The sequence below is a fragment of the Nesterenkonia sp. F genome, assembly GCF_000220985.1.
Classification (GTDB): Bacteria; Actinomycetota; Actinomycetes; order Actinomycetales; family Micrococcaceae; genus Nesterenkonia.
Genome location: NZ_AFRW01000133.1, coordinates 1 through 14,033 on the forward strand (window position 1 = coordinate 1; position 14,033 = coordinate 14,033).

The 14,033-nt window shown below is 72.1% G+C and carries 14 protein-coding genes; 4 read left to right on the forward strand and 10 right to left on the reverse strand.

Annotation, left to right across the window (positions count from 1 at the left end; all coding sequences use genetic code 11):
- The 3 genes from GU5_RS0112460 to bla all read right to left on the reverse strand — a co-directional run.
- On the reverse strand, nucleotides 1-680 hold a 680-nt coding region (locus tag GU5_RS0112460), incomplete at its 3' end, for an MFS transporter (protein WP_029514271.1).
- Between the two features lie 29 nt (nucleotides 681-709).
- On the reverse strand, nucleotides 710-1,555 hold the full coding sequence (locus GU5_RS0112465) for a CoA ester lyase (RefSeq protein ID WP_010525904.1): 846 nt from the start codon (nucleotides 1,553-1,555) through the stop codon (nucleotides 710-712).
- 98 nt (nucleotides 1,556-1,653) lie between these two features.
- Complete coding sequence (bla, locus tag GU5_RS16890; RefSeq protein ID WP_010525905.1) at nucleotides 1,654-2,580, reverse strand: class A beta-lactamase; 927 nt, start codon at nucleotides 2,578-2,580, stop codon at nucleotides 1,654-1,656.
- A 620-nt stretch (nucleotides 2,581-3,200) separates the two neighbouring features.
- On the opposite strand from bla, the gene GU5_RS0112480 reads away from it, so the two are divergent.
- Nucleotides 3,201-3,899 (forward strand): GerMN domain-containing protein, encoded by a 699-nt coding sequence (locus GU5_RS0112480; protein ID WP_010525906.1) that lies wholly within the window; start codon nucleotides 3,201-3,203, stop codon nucleotides 3,897-3,899.
- 15 nt (nucleotides 3,900-3,914) lie between these two features.
- Here the strand turns inward: GU5_RS0112480 and GU5_RS0112485 are convergent, their stop codons facing one another.
- The 4 genes from GU5_RS0112485 to GU5_RS0112500 all read right to left on the reverse strand — a co-directional run bounded on the left by GU5_RS0112485 (nucleotide 3,915) and on the right by GU5_RS0112500 (nucleotide 8,829).
- The gene (locus GU5_RS0112485; RefSeq protein ID WP_010525907.1) at nucleotides 3,915-5,399 is read right to left on the reverse strand and encodes a dihydrolipoamide acetyltransferase family protein; all 1,485 of its coding nucleotides are present in this window, start codon (nucleotides 5,397-5,399) and stop codon (nucleotides 3,915-3,917) included.
- Nucleotides 5,400-5,477: 78 nt separating this feature from the next.
- Nucleotides 5,478-6,497 (reverse strand): alpha-ketoacid dehydrogenase subunit beta, encoded by a 1,020-nt coding sequence (locus GU5_RS0112490; RefSeq protein WP_010525908.1) that lies wholly within the window; start codon nucleotides 6,495-6,497, stop codon nucleotides 5,478-5,480.
- The gene (locus GU5_RS0112495; protein WP_010525909.1) at nucleotides 6,497-7,609 is read right to left on the reverse strand and encodes a thiamine pyrophosphate-dependent enzyme; all 1,113 of its coding nucleotides are present in this window, start codon (nucleotides 7,607-7,609) and stop codon (nucleotides 6,497-6,499) included. Before GU5_RS0112495 ends, GU5_RS0112490 begins: the two co-directional genes overlap by 1 nt.
- Nucleotides 7,610-7,668: 59 nt before the next feature.
- Nucleotides 7,669-8,829 carry a histidinol-phosphate transaminase gene (locus tag GU5_RS0112500; protein WP_010525910.1) on the reverse strand — a complete coding sequence of 387 codons (1,161 nt, stop codon included), beginning with the start codon at nucleotides 8,827-8,829 and terminating at the stop codon, nucleotides 7,669-7,671.
- Nucleotides 8,830-8,879: 50 nt separating this feature from the next.
- Here GU5_RS0112500 and GU5_RS15600 point away from each other — a divergent pair, with 50 nt between their 5' ends.
- The 3 genes from GU5_RS15600 (at nucleotide 8,880) to GU5_RS0112515 (ending at nucleotide 11,339) form a co-directional block, all read left to right on the forward strand.
- On the forward strand, nucleotides 8,880-9,278 hold the full coding sequence (locus GU5_RS15600) for a phage holin family protein (RefSeq protein ID WP_010525911.1): 399 nt from the start codon (nucleotides 8,880-8,882) through the stop codon (nucleotides 9,276-9,278).
- A gap of 72 nt (nucleotides 9,279-9,350) precedes the next feature.
- A complete protein-coding gene (gene purB, locus GU5_RS0112510; protein ID WP_010525912.1) occupies nucleotides 9,351-10,802 on the forward strand; it encodes an adenylosuccinate lyase in 1,452 nt (483 codons plus the stop codon).
- 111 nt (nucleotides 10,803-10,913) lie between these two features.
- On the forward strand, nucleotides 10,914-11,339 hold the full coding sequence (locus tag GU5_RS0112515) for a VOC family protein (RefSeq protein WP_010525913.1): 426 nt from the start codon (nucleotides 10,914-10,916) through the stop codon (nucleotides 11,337-11,339).
- Here GU5_RS0112515 and GU5_RS15605 read toward each other — a convergent pair.
- The 3 genes from GU5_RS15605 to GU5_RS0112530 all read right to left on the reverse strand — a co-directional run bounded on the left by GU5_RS15605 (nucleotide 11,317) and on the right by GU5_RS0112530 (nucleotide 14,028).
- Nucleotides 11,317-12,087 (reverse strand): Pr6Pr family membrane protein, encoded by a 771-nt coding sequence (locus GU5_RS15605; protein WP_139084451.1) that lies wholly within the window; start codon nucleotides 12,085-12,087, stop codon nucleotides 11,317-11,319. The two genes, GU5_RS0112515 and GU5_RS15605, sit on opposite strands and share 23 nt — an antisense overlap.
- 118 nt (nucleotides 12,088-12,205) lie before the next feature.
- Nucleotides 12,206-13,102, reverse strand: coding sequence for an ABC transporter permease (locus GU5_RS0112525; RefSeq protein WP_010525915.1), 897 nt, complete (start codon nucleotides 13,100-13,102; stop codon nucleotides 12,206-12,208).
- Nucleotides 13,099-14,028 carry an ABC transporter ATP-binding protein gene (locus GU5_RS0112530; RefSeq protein WP_010525916.1) on the reverse strand — a complete coding sequence of 310 codons (930 nt, stop codon included), beginning with the start codon at nucleotides 14,026-14,028 and terminating at the stop codon, nucleotides 13,099-13,101. Before GU5_RS0112530 ends, GU5_RS0112525 begins: the two co-directional genes overlap by 4 nt.
- Nucleotides 14,029-14,033: the final 5 nt, after the last annotated feature.

A 14,033-nucleotide genomic window follows, 5' to 3' on the forward strand; every position in this document is an offset into this window, starting at 1 on the left:
CAGTCGCGCAGCGTGCCCAGCGGCCCGCCGTGTCGGCGCCGCTCGGGCGGCAGGGTCTCGGGGAGCATCAGCGCACTGGCGCAGAGGATGGCCACGCCGAAGCCGGCGAGCACCACGAAGATCCCGCGCCAGGTGGTCATCGTCAGCACCAGCCCGCCCAGCGTGGGCGCCAGCACCGGGGCCGCGCCCATGACGAGCATCAGCCGGGAGAGCGTCTTCGCCGCGGCCATCCCGGTGAACAGGTCCCGGACGACGGCCATGGCGACGACGGTGGCCGCCGCGGCCCCGAGGCCCTGCAGCACGCGCAGCGCGCCGAGGGTGAGCAGATCCGGGGCGACCACACAGCCGACCGAGGCCAGGATGTGCAGCGCGACGCCGACCAGCAGCGGGCGCCGGCGGCCGACTGCGTCGGAGAGCGGGCCGATGAGCAGCTGCCCGGCCGCGAGGCCGGCCAGCGTGCCGGTCAGCGTCAGCTGGACCGAGGCCGCCGGCACGTCGAGCTGCTCGCCGATGGTCGGCAGCGCGGGAAGATACATGTCCACCGTCAGTGGACCGATGGCGATGAGCACCCCGAGGACCAGCACCAGGCGCAGCCGCTGGCCCGGGCTCATCCGCTCCCCCGGAGTCAGCCCGTCATCCGCCGGGGCGTGCGGGGGCGTCGACGAGCTCGCAGAGCTCACGGGCTCTCCTCCTCCACGAGCGGCGCCGATCAGGCGTTCCAGAGGCCGTAGGAGTCGGCCAGGGCGGCGATCTTCTGTGCACGGGCCAGCCGCGGCAGGTAGGAGCCGTCGCCGATGGAGCCGCCCTCCTCGTGCTGGGTGATCAGCTCACGGGCCCACTCGAGCTCGTCGGGCGAGGGCGAGAGCCCGGCGTTGACCTGCTCGACCTGCCCGCGATTCAGCGAGAGCTTGCCGGTCATCCCCATCGAGGCGGTGACCTCGCAGGCCGAAGCGACGGCGTCCTCGTCGGCGTCGGCCGGAGTGGGGCCGTCGATGGCGCCGGGCAGCCCGCCGACGCGCGAGGCGATGACGAGCCGGGAGCGCGCATAGGCCAGCGCCATCGGGTCGGCGGAGACGCCGACGTCCTTGCGGAAGTCGTTGGTGCCGAAGGCCAGCCGGAAGGTCCCCGGCGCCGAGGCGATCTCCGTGGCGTTCTCCACGCCGAGAGCCGACTCGATCAGCGCGATCACCGGCGTGCCGGCCCGCAGTCGCATGGCGGTGTAGGTGACCTGCTCAGGTCGCTCCGTCTCGGCGAGCATCACCCCGCGCAGCCCGTCGGCGCGGGACAGCGCGGCGACGTCGTCCTCCCAGTGGTCGCTGGTCGTCGGGCTGATCCGCACCCAGGCGGTCATGCCGCCGTTGAGGGCGGAGAGGACGCTCTGCCGGGCCTGCGCCTTGGACTCCTCGGGAACCGAGGCCTCGAGGTCGAAGATCACCGAGTCCGCCTCGCTGGCCAGCCCCGGAGCGAAGTCCTTCTGCCGCGCTGCGTTGATGAGCAGCCAGGAACGGGAGAGCTTGGCGGGCAGCGTGGCGGCACGACGGTTGCGGATCGGCATGGCTCCAGCCTAGCGCCCGCGGCGATGCGTGGGACGAGACCTCACCGACGTGCGGCGAAATCTATGAAGCGGCATCGCCTCGGGGCCGCACAGCCGGTTCAGTCGTCGGCCAGCACGGCCCCGGCGACCTCCGCCACCAGGGCGTCCTCGTACTCGTCGTCGGCGTCGTTCCGTTCGGTGAGCACCACCAGGACGATCGGTGCACCCTCCGGGGGCTGGAGGACGGCCGCGTCATTGCGGATCGCTCCCGCGCCGCCGGACTTCTCGGCGACGGACCAGTCCTCGGGCGCACCAGCCCGGATGAGAGTGTCGCCGGTCGGGTTGCCGCTCATCCATTCCATGAACACTCGACGGTCGTCCTCGTCGAGCCAATCGCCGTCGACCAGCCGTTCCAAGTTCCCGGCCAGAGCGCCGGCGGTGCTGGTGTTGGCCGCATCACCCGGGATGATCTCGTTGAGCTCAGGTTCGACGTCGACGGGTCGGCTGACGGAGTCGCCGAGTCCCTCCAACGAGCGCTGGAGGCCCTCCGGGCCGCCGAGGTGCTCCAGGATGAGGTTCATCGCCGTGTTGTCGCTCTCCCTGACTGCGGCCTCGGCCAGCTCGCCCAGCGTCAGGCCGGTCTCGACTGCCTGCTCGGTCACCGGAGAGTATCCTGCTGCGTCGAGATCCGCCGACGTCCACTGCACACGCTGACGACGCTCTTCTGCGCTCGTGGAGTGGAGGAGCGCCGCGGCCGCGAAGGCCTTCATCGTCGAGGCGAAGCCGAACCGTTCATCGCTCCGGTGGGTCAGCGTGCTGCCGTCTCCGAGATCGATCATGGAGACCCCGACTCGGGCGTCGTACTCCTGCTCCAGCTGCTCGACAGCGGCGATGGAGTCTGACGAGGGGTTCTCGTCAGCGGGGGATGCCGTCTCCGCCGACGTGCCGACGTCATCTCCTTCGGCGGGGAGGCCGGAGCATCCCGAGGCCAGCAGGGTCAGCCCGAGCAGCAGTGCGCCGTGCCGGAGCGGGGTGGAGGGCGACATGACTGATCTCCTGAGTCTCGTGGTCTGCTGACGGCATGCGCGCAGTCCCGGACCTCTCCGCACGGCAGTCGCGACATGCCCTTCTCCCTGGTGAGGCATTGTATGCGGTCTCGACTCCGACGGGGTGCAGGAACCGGTTCCGACCTCTCCGGCGGGACGCGCCCCTGCACGTCGCCGAGAGCAGGAGATCAGCGCAGGCGCTGCGCCGATCCAGGCGCCGGAAGCCGTGACCGCCGACCCGGTTGACACCGACCCCCGCAGCGTTCCACCATTGTCCCCGGGCCACGGTTCAGATTTGAACCGTGTCACGGAGGCGATCCCCCTCCCCTCCGCCGCCCACCCTGCAGGTTGCACACTGGTCGGACTTCCGTTCCATCCGACCGTCGCATCTGCCGTCGAGAAGGTTCTGCTGGTCGGGTGCCGCGTCATCCCCCTTCAGCCGCATCCGGCTCCTTCTCGCCCCGCGGGCGGGAGGCCGTTTTCCCCCGATTCAGGCCTCCCGTCCGCCCCTCCGCTGATCGCCGCCCGGGCGGCCCGGCACGACCCAGCTCCGGCCCCGCGACGCCTCGTCGCCTCCGGCGGGTTTCGCCGCGGTCGCGCCGGCGTCGTATTCTGATTCCATGCCGTCTCCGCTCCCCCGCTCCGCGCGCCCGCGACGCGCCGTCGTCGCCGTCGGCCTGGCCGCGGCGCTGGCGCTGACCGGCTGCGGAGACGAGAGCCAGGAGCAGGGCGTCGGCCCGGACGCGGGCACCGACGCCGACAGCGGCCTGCCGGCCCCGGCGCATGCCGAGGACGACACCGTCCGACTCACGATCGGGCTGGTCAGCCCGGCGAACCAGCAGGCCGATGCGCCGATCTCCGCAGACGGCGAGCTGCTCGCCGCAGAGGACGGCCCGACGGTCCAGGAGCGCGAGATCGCCCGGACCGAGAGCTTCGGCTGTCAGGACACCGTCAGCATCGTGCGCACAGTTCCCATGCTGACCGACGACCCGCTGAGCGAGTCGCTGCGCTTCATCGTCGGCGACACCCGCACCCAGCACGGCGACCCCGCCTTCTCCAATCCGCTGGCGAACTCCGAGGACCTGAGCCTGGAGTCGGCGAGCGTCGACGGCGACACCGTCACCGTCGAGCTGGGCGGGGAGATCTCCACCCGCGGCGCCTGCGAATCCTGGCAGCTGCTCGAGCAGCTCGACGCCACCGCGCGCGCGGCCGCCGGGGTGGACGAGGCCGAGGTGCTGATCGACGGCGAGCCGCTCTCCCGACGGCTGGGCCTGGGCGACGACGTCGCCGACGCGGCGCTGCGCCCGATCTCCGGCTGAGCCGGACGCCTCGGCTCAGTCGATCAGCAGACCGGGCTCCTCCAGCACCGACCCGACGTCGGTGATGAACCGGCCGGCATGCTCGCCGTCGATGAGCCGATGGTCGAAGGAGCCGCCGATGGTCATCACATCGCGCGGCACGACCTGCCCGTCGACGACCCAGGGCTTCTTCCGCACCTGGCCGAGGGCGACGATGGCCGACTGGCCCGGCGGCAGGATCGGAGTGCCGCCGTCGAGGCCCAGCGGGCCGATGTTGGTGATCGAGAGGGTCCCGCCCTGCATCTCCGCCGGCGTGGTCCGTCCCTCGCGGGCGTCGACGGTCAGCTGGGTGATCGCCGCGGCCAGCCCCCGGGTGCTGAACGTCTGAGCCTCGTGGATCACCGGGACCACCAGCCCGCGCGGCGTCGCGGCGGCGATGCCCAGGTTCACGTAGTTCTTCAGCACGTAGTGCGACTCGTGCCAGCTGGAATTGATCTGCGGGTTCCGCCGGGCCGCCCAGATGATGGCCTTGGCCGCGAAGAGCATCGGCGAGACGCTCAGCCCCTCGTAGGAGGGGTCCTGCCGCAGCGCCGCGCGGACCTCCATCGTCCGGGACACGTCGATCTCCTTGAAGACCGAGACGTGCGGGACGTTCTGCGCCATGTCGGTGACGTTGGCCGCCGTCGCCTTCCGCACCCCGCGGACCGTGATGCGCTCCTCGCGCTCGGCCTCGGGACGCAGCTTGCCGTTGAACGTCGGCTCCGGCGGAGTCGTCGGCTCGGCGGGGATCTCACCGGGTGCGGCCTTCTTCTGCTGAGCGCGACGCTCGACGTCGTCGCGGGTCACCTGACCTTCACGGCCGGAGCCGACCAGCTCCCAGACGGCGACGCCGAGCCGCTTGGCCAGCGCGCGCACCGGCGGGCTGGCCTTGGCGACCATCTCGGCGAGATCGCGGCCGTGGCGAGGCTGTCCCGCCGCACCGGCCGGGGCCCCGGCCGGCGCGGGCATCGGCGGCAGGTCGGAGTCGTCGACGAGCCCGAGGTCGGCGTGCCGGGTGCGCGGACGACGCCGCGGGGCGTCGGCCTTCGGACCCGAGCCGATCAGCGCGCCGGAGTCCGACGACGCGCCGGCGGAGGAACCTGCGGAGGAACCGGCGGAGGAGCCGGAGCTGCTCGCCGCCGCGGCGCTCGTCGGCTCGCCGGCGCCGTCGCCGGGGCCTGCGCCCGCGGCGCTCGTCGCGCTCTCAGCGCCGTCGTCCTCGTCGTCCTCGTCGTCGCCCGCACCCTCGGCCCGGATGCGGATCAGCGGGCTGCCGACCTCGACGGTCTCCCCCTCGGCGACGACCAGCTCGCGGACCTCTCCGGCGAAGGGCACCGGCAGCTCGACCAGCGACTTCGCCGTCTCGATCTCGACGACGATGTCGTTGACCGCGACGGTGTCGCCGACCGCCACGCGCCACGACACGACCTCGGCCTCGGTGAGGCCCTCGCCGACGTCGGGGAGGTTGAAGGTGTCGACCATGGTCAGTGTCTCCTCAGCTGATCAGTGGCTGCAGTCTGCAGATGCCCCGGTGCGGTCCCCGCGGCGGGACGGCGACGGTCAGACCGGCGACGAAGCCCGGGACGAGTGCGCGACGCTGCGCTCGACGGCCTCGAGCATCCGGTCGATGTCCGGCAGATAGCGGCCCTCCTCGTGGGACGGCGGATACGGCATGTGGAAGCCGCCGACGCGCAGCACCGGTGCCAGCAGGCGGTGATGGGCGCGCTCGGCGACGCGGGCGGCGATCTCGGCGCCGAAGCCTCCGAAGGTCGGCGCCTCGTGGGCGACGACCAGACGACCTGTCTTCGCCGCCGAGCGGGCGATGGTCTCGTCGTCGAGCGGGCTGATCGAGCGGACGTCGACGACCTCCAGGCTGCGGCCGTCCTCGGCCGCGGCCTCGGCGGCGGCGAGCGCCACCGGCACCAGCGGCCCGTAGGTCGCGATCGTCGCGTCCGAACCTTCGCGGATGACCTGGGCGGAGTGCACGTCCTGCGGCGGCGCGGCGGTGTCCACCGGGCCCTTGAGCCAGTAGCGGCGCTTCGGCTCCATGACGATCACCGGGTCCTGCGAGGCGATCGCCGCGCGCGTCATCCAGTAGGCGTCCTGCGGGTTCGACGGCGCGAGGATCCGCAGCCCGGCGGTGTGGGCGAAGAGCGCCTCCGGGGACTCCGAGTGGTGCTCGATCGAGCCGATGGAGCCGCCGTAGGGCAGCCGGATGGTCACCGGGACGCTGACCGCGCCCTCGGTGCGGTTGTGGATCTTGGCCAGCTGGGTGGTGATCTGGTTGAAGCCCGGGAAGACGAAGCCGTCGAACTGGATCTCGGCCACCGGCCGATAGCCGCGCATCGCCATGCCGATCGAGGTGCCGACGATGCCCGACTCCGCCAGCGGGGAGTCGACCACGCGGGTCTCGCCGAACTCGGCCTGGAGCCCTTCGGTGACGCGGAAGACCCCGCCCAGCGGGCCGATGTCCTCGCCGATCAGCAGCGTCGTCGGGTCCTCGGCCAGCGCGTCGCGCAGGGCGGCGTTGATCGCCTTGGCGAGCACCATCTCGCGGATCTCGGAACCGGCCTCGGCCATCAGGCATCGCCCTTCCCGCCGGCGGCGGAGTCCTCCGCGAAACCGGCCTCGTAGTCGCGCAGCCAGGCCTTCTCCACCTCGATCTGGCGGTGCGGCTCGGCGTACACGGTGTCGAAGTTCTCCTCCAGGGTCACCGGCGTCAGCTCGTGGATCGAGCGCCGCAGGTCGGCGGCGAGATCCTTCGCCTCGGCCTCGACGGCGTCGACGAAGGCGTCGTCGATCAGCCCGCGGCCGCGCAGCCAGAGGCTGTAGCGTGCCACCGGGTCCTTGGCGCCCCACTCCTCGACCTCGTCGGCCGTGCGGTACTTGGTCGGGTCGTCGGCGGTGGTGTGCGCGCCCATGCGGTAGGTGACCGACTCGATGAGCTTGGGCCCGCCGCCGCGGACCTGCTCGGCCATCCGAGCGGCGACGGCGTAGCTGGCCAGGACGTCGTTGCCGTCGACGCGCACGCCCTCGAAGCCGTAGCCGGCGGCCCGGTCGGCCAGCGGCCCGCGCGACTGGGTGGTCGCAGGCACCGAGATCGCCCACTGGTTGTTCTGCACGAAGAACAGCACCGGAAGCTCGTAGGAGCTGGCGAAGACCATCGACTCGTGGACGTCGCCCTGGCTGGAGGCGCCGTCGCCGAAGCAGGCCAGCACCAGCTCCTCGCGGGCGGCCTCGTCGCCGGCGGCGGCGTCGCGCTGGGCCCCCATCGCCCAGCCGGTCGCATGCAGCATCTGACTGGCCAGCACGATGCCGTAGGTGTTGAAGCGGTGGTCCTGCGGACGCCAGCCGCTGTGCGCCGTCGCCCGGAACTGGGTCAGCAGCTGCTGCGGGGTGATGCCGCGGTGCAGCGCCATGACATGTTCCCGGTAGGTCGGGAAGATCATGTCGGTCTCGCGCAGCGCGGTCACCGTGCCGGCCTGGGCGCCCTCCTGCCCCAGGGCCTGGACCCAGAGGGCGAGCTGGCCCTGACGCTGCAGCGAGGTCGCCTCGGCGTCGACGCGGCGCTCCACGACCATGGAGCGGTAGAGATCGCGCAGAGTCGACTCGTCGAGCGCCTCGACGTACGGGGTGTACGTCTCGTCCTCGGTGAGCGTCCCGTCGGGCGCGAGCAGCTGGATGGGCTGCACGGCGTGCTCCTCTCCGGTGGCAGACTGGTTCCGACCACCGTCCATTGTCTCACCTGCCATCAGCTCGCGCGTCGCAGCTCCGGCAGATTCCGACACAGGGCGATCAATCGGTCGTTCGCCTCCGGCTCGCCGATGCTCACCCGCACGCCGTCGCCGTCGAAGGCGCGCACCGCCAGTGCCTGGACGCCGGCGGCGTGGGCGAAGTCTCCGGCGCGGTCGCCCAGCGGCAGCCACAGGAAGTTGCCCTGCGCCTCCGGGACGTTCCAGCCGTCGCCGAGCAGCGCGGCGCGGACGCGCTCCCGCTCGTCGACGAGCGACTGCACGCGGGCCGCCACCTCGTCGGTGCTGCGCAGCGAGGCGACGGCGGCCGCCTCGGCGACGGTGGAGACGGCGAACGGCGGGGCGACGGCGCGCAGATGCCGGCTGAGCTCCTGCTGGGCCAGCGAGTACCCGACGCGCAGCGCCGCCAGCCCGTGGGCCTTGGAGAAGGTCCGCAGCACGGCGACGTTGGGATGGCGGCGATAGAGCGCGAGCGCGTCCAGCCGGTCCTCGCCGCGCACATACTCCTGGTAGGCCTCGTCGATGACCACGACGACGTCGCGCGGCACCGCCGCGACGAAGGTGGCGACCTCGCTGTGCGTCAGGGCGGGGCCGGTGGGGTTGTTGGGCGTGCAGAGCATCACCACGCGCGTGCGGTCGGTGATCGCGGCGAGCATCGCCGGCAGGTCGTGGCGGCCGTCGGCGGTGACCGGCACCATCACGTCCCGCGCTCCGGCGGTGCGCACCACGATCGGGTAGGCCTCGAAGGACCGCCAGGCGTAGACGACCTCGTCCGGCTCGCCGTCCTCGCCGATGCCGGCGAAGGCATCGAGGATCTGGGTCAGCGCGCCCAGGCTGCCGGTGCCGGCGACGAGGTCCTCGGCCGGCACCTCCAGGTGCTCGGCGAGCGCGGCGCGCAGCGACTCGGCGGTCGGATTCGGGTACCGGTGCAGGGTGTCGACGTCGGCGACGGCGCGGGCCGCGGCCGGGACGGGGCCGAGCGGGTTCTCGTTGGAGGAGAGCTTATACGGCGTCAGCCCCTCGGCCGGCGTCGGCGGACGGCCCGCCGAATAGGCGGGAAGCCGGGACAGCGCCGGACGCGGCGTCACCGTCTCGGTGATCGGCCGGTCCAGCCGCACGGCCGGGAGCGTCTCCTCGGGACCGCGGGGGTCTGAGCTCATGTCGGGGCTCCTCTCAGGCGGCGGCGAGCGCCGCATGCGACGATGGTCTCGTGAGAATCCTACTGGCGATCCTGCTCAATGCCTGCGCCCTGGGCGCGGCGGCCTTCCTGCTCCCGGGGATCGGCGTCGACGGCGCCGGCCGGGGAGCCGGCGAGCTGCTGCTGTCCTATCTCTTCGTCGGCGCCGTCTTCGGCGTCGTCAACGCGATCATCAAGCCGGTGCTCTCGCTGCTCGCGCTGCCGATCACCTGCCTGACGCTGGGGCTGTTCACCGTGGTGATCAACGCCGCGATGCTGCTGCTCACCGGCTGGCTGACCTCCTTCACCCCGGTGCACTTCGTGGTCGACGACTTCTTCTGGGACGCGGTGCTCGGCGCGATCATCGTCTCGGTGGTCTCTGCGGTGCTGAACTGGTTCGTCGTCTCCCCGGCGACCGACGCGCGCGTCTGACGAGGCGGCGGGGGCCCGCATGGGGCCGCCACGGGACCCGCCCGCCGTCGGCCCCCGTGGCAGAATGAAGCCATGACCGACTCCTCCTCCGCGTCCACTCCCCTGTCCTCCGACCAGTCCCGGGTGCGCCTCGCCGAGGCCGAGCCGCCGATCGCCCTGGGCCCGCTCGACGGCCGGTATCGCTCCGCCGTCGCGCCGCTGGTCGACCATCTCTCCGAGGCCGCGCTGAACCGCAATCGCGTCCACGTGGAGATCGAGTGGTTCATCCATCTCTGCCGCGAGCGCGCGCTGGAGGGGCTTCCGGAGCTCACCGACGAGCAGATCGCCGGGCTGCGCGCGATCGTCACCGGCTTCGGCGCCGAGGAGATCGCCGAGCTGGGCGCCATCGAGGCCGAGACCGTCCATGACGTCAAGGCCGTCGAGTACTTCATCGCCCGCCGCCTGGAGCCGCTGGGCCTGGGCGAGCTGACCCCGCTGGTGCACTTCGCCTGCACCAGCGAGGACATCAACAACCTCAGCTACGCCGTCGGCATCCGCGACGCCGTCGGGCAGGTCTGGTTGCCCGCCGCGCGCACCACGCTCGAGCAGCTCTCGGCCCTGGCCGAGCGGGCCGCCGAGGTGCCGATGCTCTCGCGCACCCACGGCCAGCCGGCGACGCCGACGACGCTGGGCAAGGAGGTCGCCGTCTTCGTCCACCGGCTGTCCCGGCAGGTCCGGCGCATCGAGTCGCAGGAGTACCTGGGCAAGATCAACGGCGCCACCGGCACCTACGCCGCCCACCGCAGCGCCGCACCGGGGGTCGACTGGCCGGGCGTCGCCCGCCGCTTCGTCGAGACGCTGGGGCTGACCTTCAACCCGCTGACCACCCAGATCGAGTCGCACGACTTCCAGGCCGAGCTCTATGCCGACGTCGCGCGGTTCAACCGGATCCTGCACGGACTCTGCGTCGACGTCTGGAGCTACATCTCCATCGGCTTCTTCAAGCAGATCCCCGTCGCCGGGGCGACGGGCTCGTCGACCATGCCGCATAAGGTCAACCCGATCCGCTTCGAGAACGCCGAGGCGAACCTGGAGGTCTCCGACGCGCTGCTCGACGCCTTGGGCTCGACGCTGGTCGAGTCCCGGTGGCAGCGCGACCTGACCGACTCCTCCGGCCAGCGGAACATCGGCACCGGACTGGGCCACTCCGTGCTGGCGCTGAACAACGTGGCCAAGGGGCTGAAGCAGCTCGACGTCGCCGAGGAGACCATCGCCGCCGACCTCGACGCCAACTGGGAGGTCCTGGGCGAGGCGATCCAGACGGTGATGCGCGCCGAGGCGATCGCCGGCACCGAGGGCCTGGACAATCCGTACGAGCAGCTCAAGGAGCTCACCCGCGGCCGCCGCGTGGACGCGGAGAAGCTGCAGGAGTTCGTCGCCTCGCTGGGACTCTCGGACGAGGCCGCCGCGCGGCTGAAGGCGCTCACCCCGGCGGGGTACACCGGCCTGGCGGCCGAGCTGGCCCGGGAGTTCTCCGGGCGCTGAACTCAGCCGCTCCTCCCCCGTTCGCCGCCGGGCGAGAGGCCTCGACCTGACGGGACGCGTGGGAGAAGCATGGACCTGGCTCCCCGTCCCTCCTCTCGGAAGGTTCACCCCATGGCCATCGGTCTCACCCCGTACCTGCAGTTCCCCGGCACCGCGCGCGAGGCGCTGGAGTTCTACCGCGCCGTCCTCGGCGGCGAGCTGTCGACGATGACCTTCGCCGAGGGCATGGGCGCCGAGGACGAGACGCAGGACCTGATCATGCACAGCTCGCTCTACGTCGACCGCGGACTGCACCTCATGGCCTCCGACCACGACCCGGGACAGCAGCCCGGCGGCAGTCCCACGCTGGCGCTGAGCTCCAGCGACGGCGACCCCGAGGAGGACGCGCGGCTCGAGCGGTGCTGGGACGCGCTGACCGAGGGCGCGGAGATCCAGGAGCCGCTGGCGACCGCACCGTGGGGCGACCGGTTCGGGATGCTCACCGACCGTTTCGGGGTGACCTGGATGGTGAACATCAGCGTCGCGAGCGGGGACTGAGCCGCCGCGCCGTCGTCTCCACCAGCCGGTCGAGGCCGGTGAGCAGCAGCGCCAGCACCAGGTAGGCCGCCAGGATGGATCCCACGTAGACCCCGACGCCGGCGTAGCCCCGCCCCGGCACGTCGAGGATCTCGTAGGGGTACCAGTCCAGCAGCGGCCCGCGGACCAGCGTCGCCGCCAGCCAGCCCAGCGGCACGACCATCGACGCCAGCGCCGCCCGCAGGCTCAGCCGCCCGTGCGGGCCGGCCACGAGCCACACCAGCGGCGCGGCGATCGGCAGGATGACGTGCAGGACGGTGTCGTTGACCAGCCGGACGCCGACGAGCGGGTCGTCAGAGCGCAGCAGCAGGTTGAACACCGCCCCGGTGATCACCATGCAGACCACGCCGCCCAGCCGCAGCGCGTGGAAGACGACGCCGGTCCGGCGCGGGCGCACGGCCAGCAGCCCCGAGGTCAGGCACACCAGGAACCCGGAGAGCACGGTGAAGTACGCCGGCTGGTTGAGCGTGTGCTCGACGCCGGCGTCGAAGCCTCCGGCGAAGCCCACGTCCGGCGGCAGGGTGCTGTCGGTGGTCCATCCCAGATGGATCGAGGTCGCCAGCCCGACGGCGGCCAGCAGAGCGATCGCCGCATGCGCCGCCCGGGCGGGCCGGGCGAGCTGCCAGTCGACGTCGTCGACGTCGCCGTTGCGAGGGCCGGTGCCGGCTCCGCCGTGGCCGTGCCGGGGAGGCTTCTGTCGCTGCTCCATGCTCCGAGTCTCGCGCATGGACGCATCGAACGGGGGATCCACTACCGCTGTCCGGCTGATATGGCGCCTCAGCAGCAGTGGATCCCCCGTTCGATGCGGCACGCGTCCCGGACTCGGCTCAGCCGCGACCGGCCCGGCGCGGGAAGACCACCGTGGTCAGCCCGACGGCCGCCACGATGATGCCCACGCACCACAGCACGCCTATCCAGCCAGCGGATCCGGCCGCGTCGCCGGCGAGCAGCTCCCGGGCGGCATCGATGATCGGCGTCATCGGCTGATGGGCGGCGAATCCCTGCAACCAGTCCGGCATCGTCTCCACCGGCGCGAATCCCGAGGAGATGTAGGGCAGGAAGAGCAGGATGAAGCCGTAGCCGCCGGCGGCCTCGGCCGATCCGGCCAGCAGCCCGATGAAGGTGAACACGCAGGTGACCGCGAGGATCCACAGCGCGATGAGCCCCAGGGCGGCCGCCAGCTGCGGCAGGTCGGCCGCGGGGCGGAAGCCCAGGAGCGCCGCGAGGCCGAGGACCACGGCGGTGGCCGTCAGATTCCGTGCCATCGAGGAGACGACGTGTCCCAGCAGCACGGTCACCGCTGGGAAGGGCATGGTGCGCAGCCGGTCCATGAGCCCAGTGGTCAGATCATTGCTGACGACGACGGCAGTGTGGGAGGCCCCGAACCCCGCCGTGGTCAGGGCGATGGCCGGCAGCACATAGGCCAGATACTCCTCGCGCCCGGCGGACTCGCCGACGGCCATTGCCTCTCCCATGACGAAGACGAAGATCAGCATCAGCATCACGGGGAGCAGCACGGCCATGAGCATCGACTCGACGTCGCGCGAGGCGTGTCGCAGGCTCCGTCGGCTGACGATGCCCAGCGCGGAGATCAGCCCTGCTCCTCCGGGACGTCCGGGGGCCGGGCGGACCGCGACGGAGGTCGGTGCGGTGTTCTGCGGCGGACGCGGCCCAGCGCCGTCGGGTGCGTCGGCGGGTGCCGCGGCGGGCTCCGTGCGGGTCATGCCAGCACCTCCTGATTCCGATCCTGATTCCGGTCCTGGTGCCGGTCGTCGCGGGCGGGCCCTCCGGTGAGCGTCAGGAACACCTCGTCGAGGCTCGGGCGCCGGACGAGCACCGATGCCTGCGGGGAGACCTCGGCGACGTCGGCGAGCTGACGGGCTACGTCGTTGGCGTCGCCGCGGGTGGGGATCTCTTCGACGAGCCGGCCGGCCGCGTCATGCAGCTCGATCGTCGAGCCGCCGACACGCTCCTTGAGCTCGGCGGCGGTGCCGCCGGCGACGATCCTGCCGCCGTGCAGCACCACGATCCTGTCGGCGAGCACGTCCGCCTCGTCCAGGTACTGCGTGGTCAGCAGGACCGAGGTTCCGGCCGCGGCCAGCGCTCTGATCTCCTCCCAGAGCGCCTGGCGACTGCGCGTGTCCAGACCCGTCGTCGGCTCGTCGAGGAGGATCAGCCGCGGATCGGCGATCAGACTGGCGGCGAGATCGAGCTTGCGCCGCATCCCGCCGGAATAGGTCGCCGCGCGTCGGCGGGCCGCCGAGCCGAGGTCGAAGCGCTCGATCAGCTCCGCGGCCCGACGTCGCGTGGTCGCGCGCTCGAGCCCGAAGAGCCCTCCGAGCATCTCCAGATTCTCGATGCCGGTGAGCTGGCCGTCGAGCGCGGCGTGCTGTCCGGTCAGCGTGATCATCGACTGCAGTCTCCGGCGATCCCGCACGGGGTCGAGGCCGAGCACCCGGACGCGGCCGGCGTCGGGGCGGAGGAGCGTGGACAGGATGCTCACCAGTGTGGTCTTGCCGGCTCCGTTCGGCCCGAGGAGCGCATGCACCCCGGGCGGCAGGCTCAGGTCCAGGTCCCGCAGGACCGGCTGCGAGGCGAAGCTCTTCGAGAGGCCTGAGATCTCGACGAGCCGCTCATCTGCGTAAGACATACACG

What these genes read in the sequence shown, in the direction of transcription:
- GU5_RS0112530 (WP_010525916.1), bottom strand. Translation starts at nt 14,028, where the DNA reads ATGTCTTACGCAGATGAGCGGCTCGTCGAGATCTCAGGCCTCTCGAAG.
- GU5_RS15605 (WP_139084451.1), bottom strand. Translation starts at nt 12,087, where the DNA reads ATGGAGCAGCGACAGAAGCCTCCCCGGCACGGCCACGGCGGAGCCGGC.
- GU5_RS0112525 (WP_010525915.1), bottom strand. Translation starts at nt 13,102, where the DNA reads ATGACCCGCACGGAGCCCGCCGCGGCACCCGCCGACGCACCCGACGGC.
- purB (WP_010525912.1), top strand. Translation starts at nt 9,351, where the DNA reads ATGACCGACTCCTCCTCCGCGTCCACTCCCCTGTCCTCCGACCAGTCC.
- GU5_RS0112480 (WP_010525906.1), top strand. Translation starts at nt 3,201, where the DNA reads ATGCCGTCTCCGCTCCCCCGCTCCGCGCGCCCGCGACGCGCCGTCGTC.
- GU5_RS0112490 (WP_010525908.1), bottom strand. Translation starts at nt 6,497, where the DNA reads ATGGCCGAGGCCGGTTCCGAGATCCGCGAGATGGTGCTCGCCAAGGCG.
- bla (WP_010525905.1), bottom strand. Translation starts at nt 2,580, where the DNA reads ATGTCGCCCTCCACCCCGCTCCGGCACGGCGCACTGCTGCTCGGGCTG.
- GU5_RS0112500 (WP_010525910.1), bottom strand. Translation starts at nt 8,829, where the DNA reads ATGAGCTCAGACCCCCGCGGTCCCGAGGAGACGCTCCCGGCCGTGCGG.
- GU5_RS0112465 (WP_010525904.1), bottom strand. Translation starts at nt 1,555, where the DNA reads ATGCCGATCCGCAACCGTCGTGCCGCCACGCTGCCCGCCAAGCTCTCC.
- GU5_RS0112485 (WP_010525907.1), bottom strand. Translation starts at nt 5,399, where the DNA reads ATGGTCGACACCTTCAACCTCCCCGACGTCGGCGAGGGCCTCACCGAG.
- GU5_RS0112515 (WP_010525913.1), top strand. Translation starts at nt 10,914, where the DNA reads ATGGCCATCGGTCTCACCCCGTACCTGCAGTTCCCCGGCACCGCGCGC.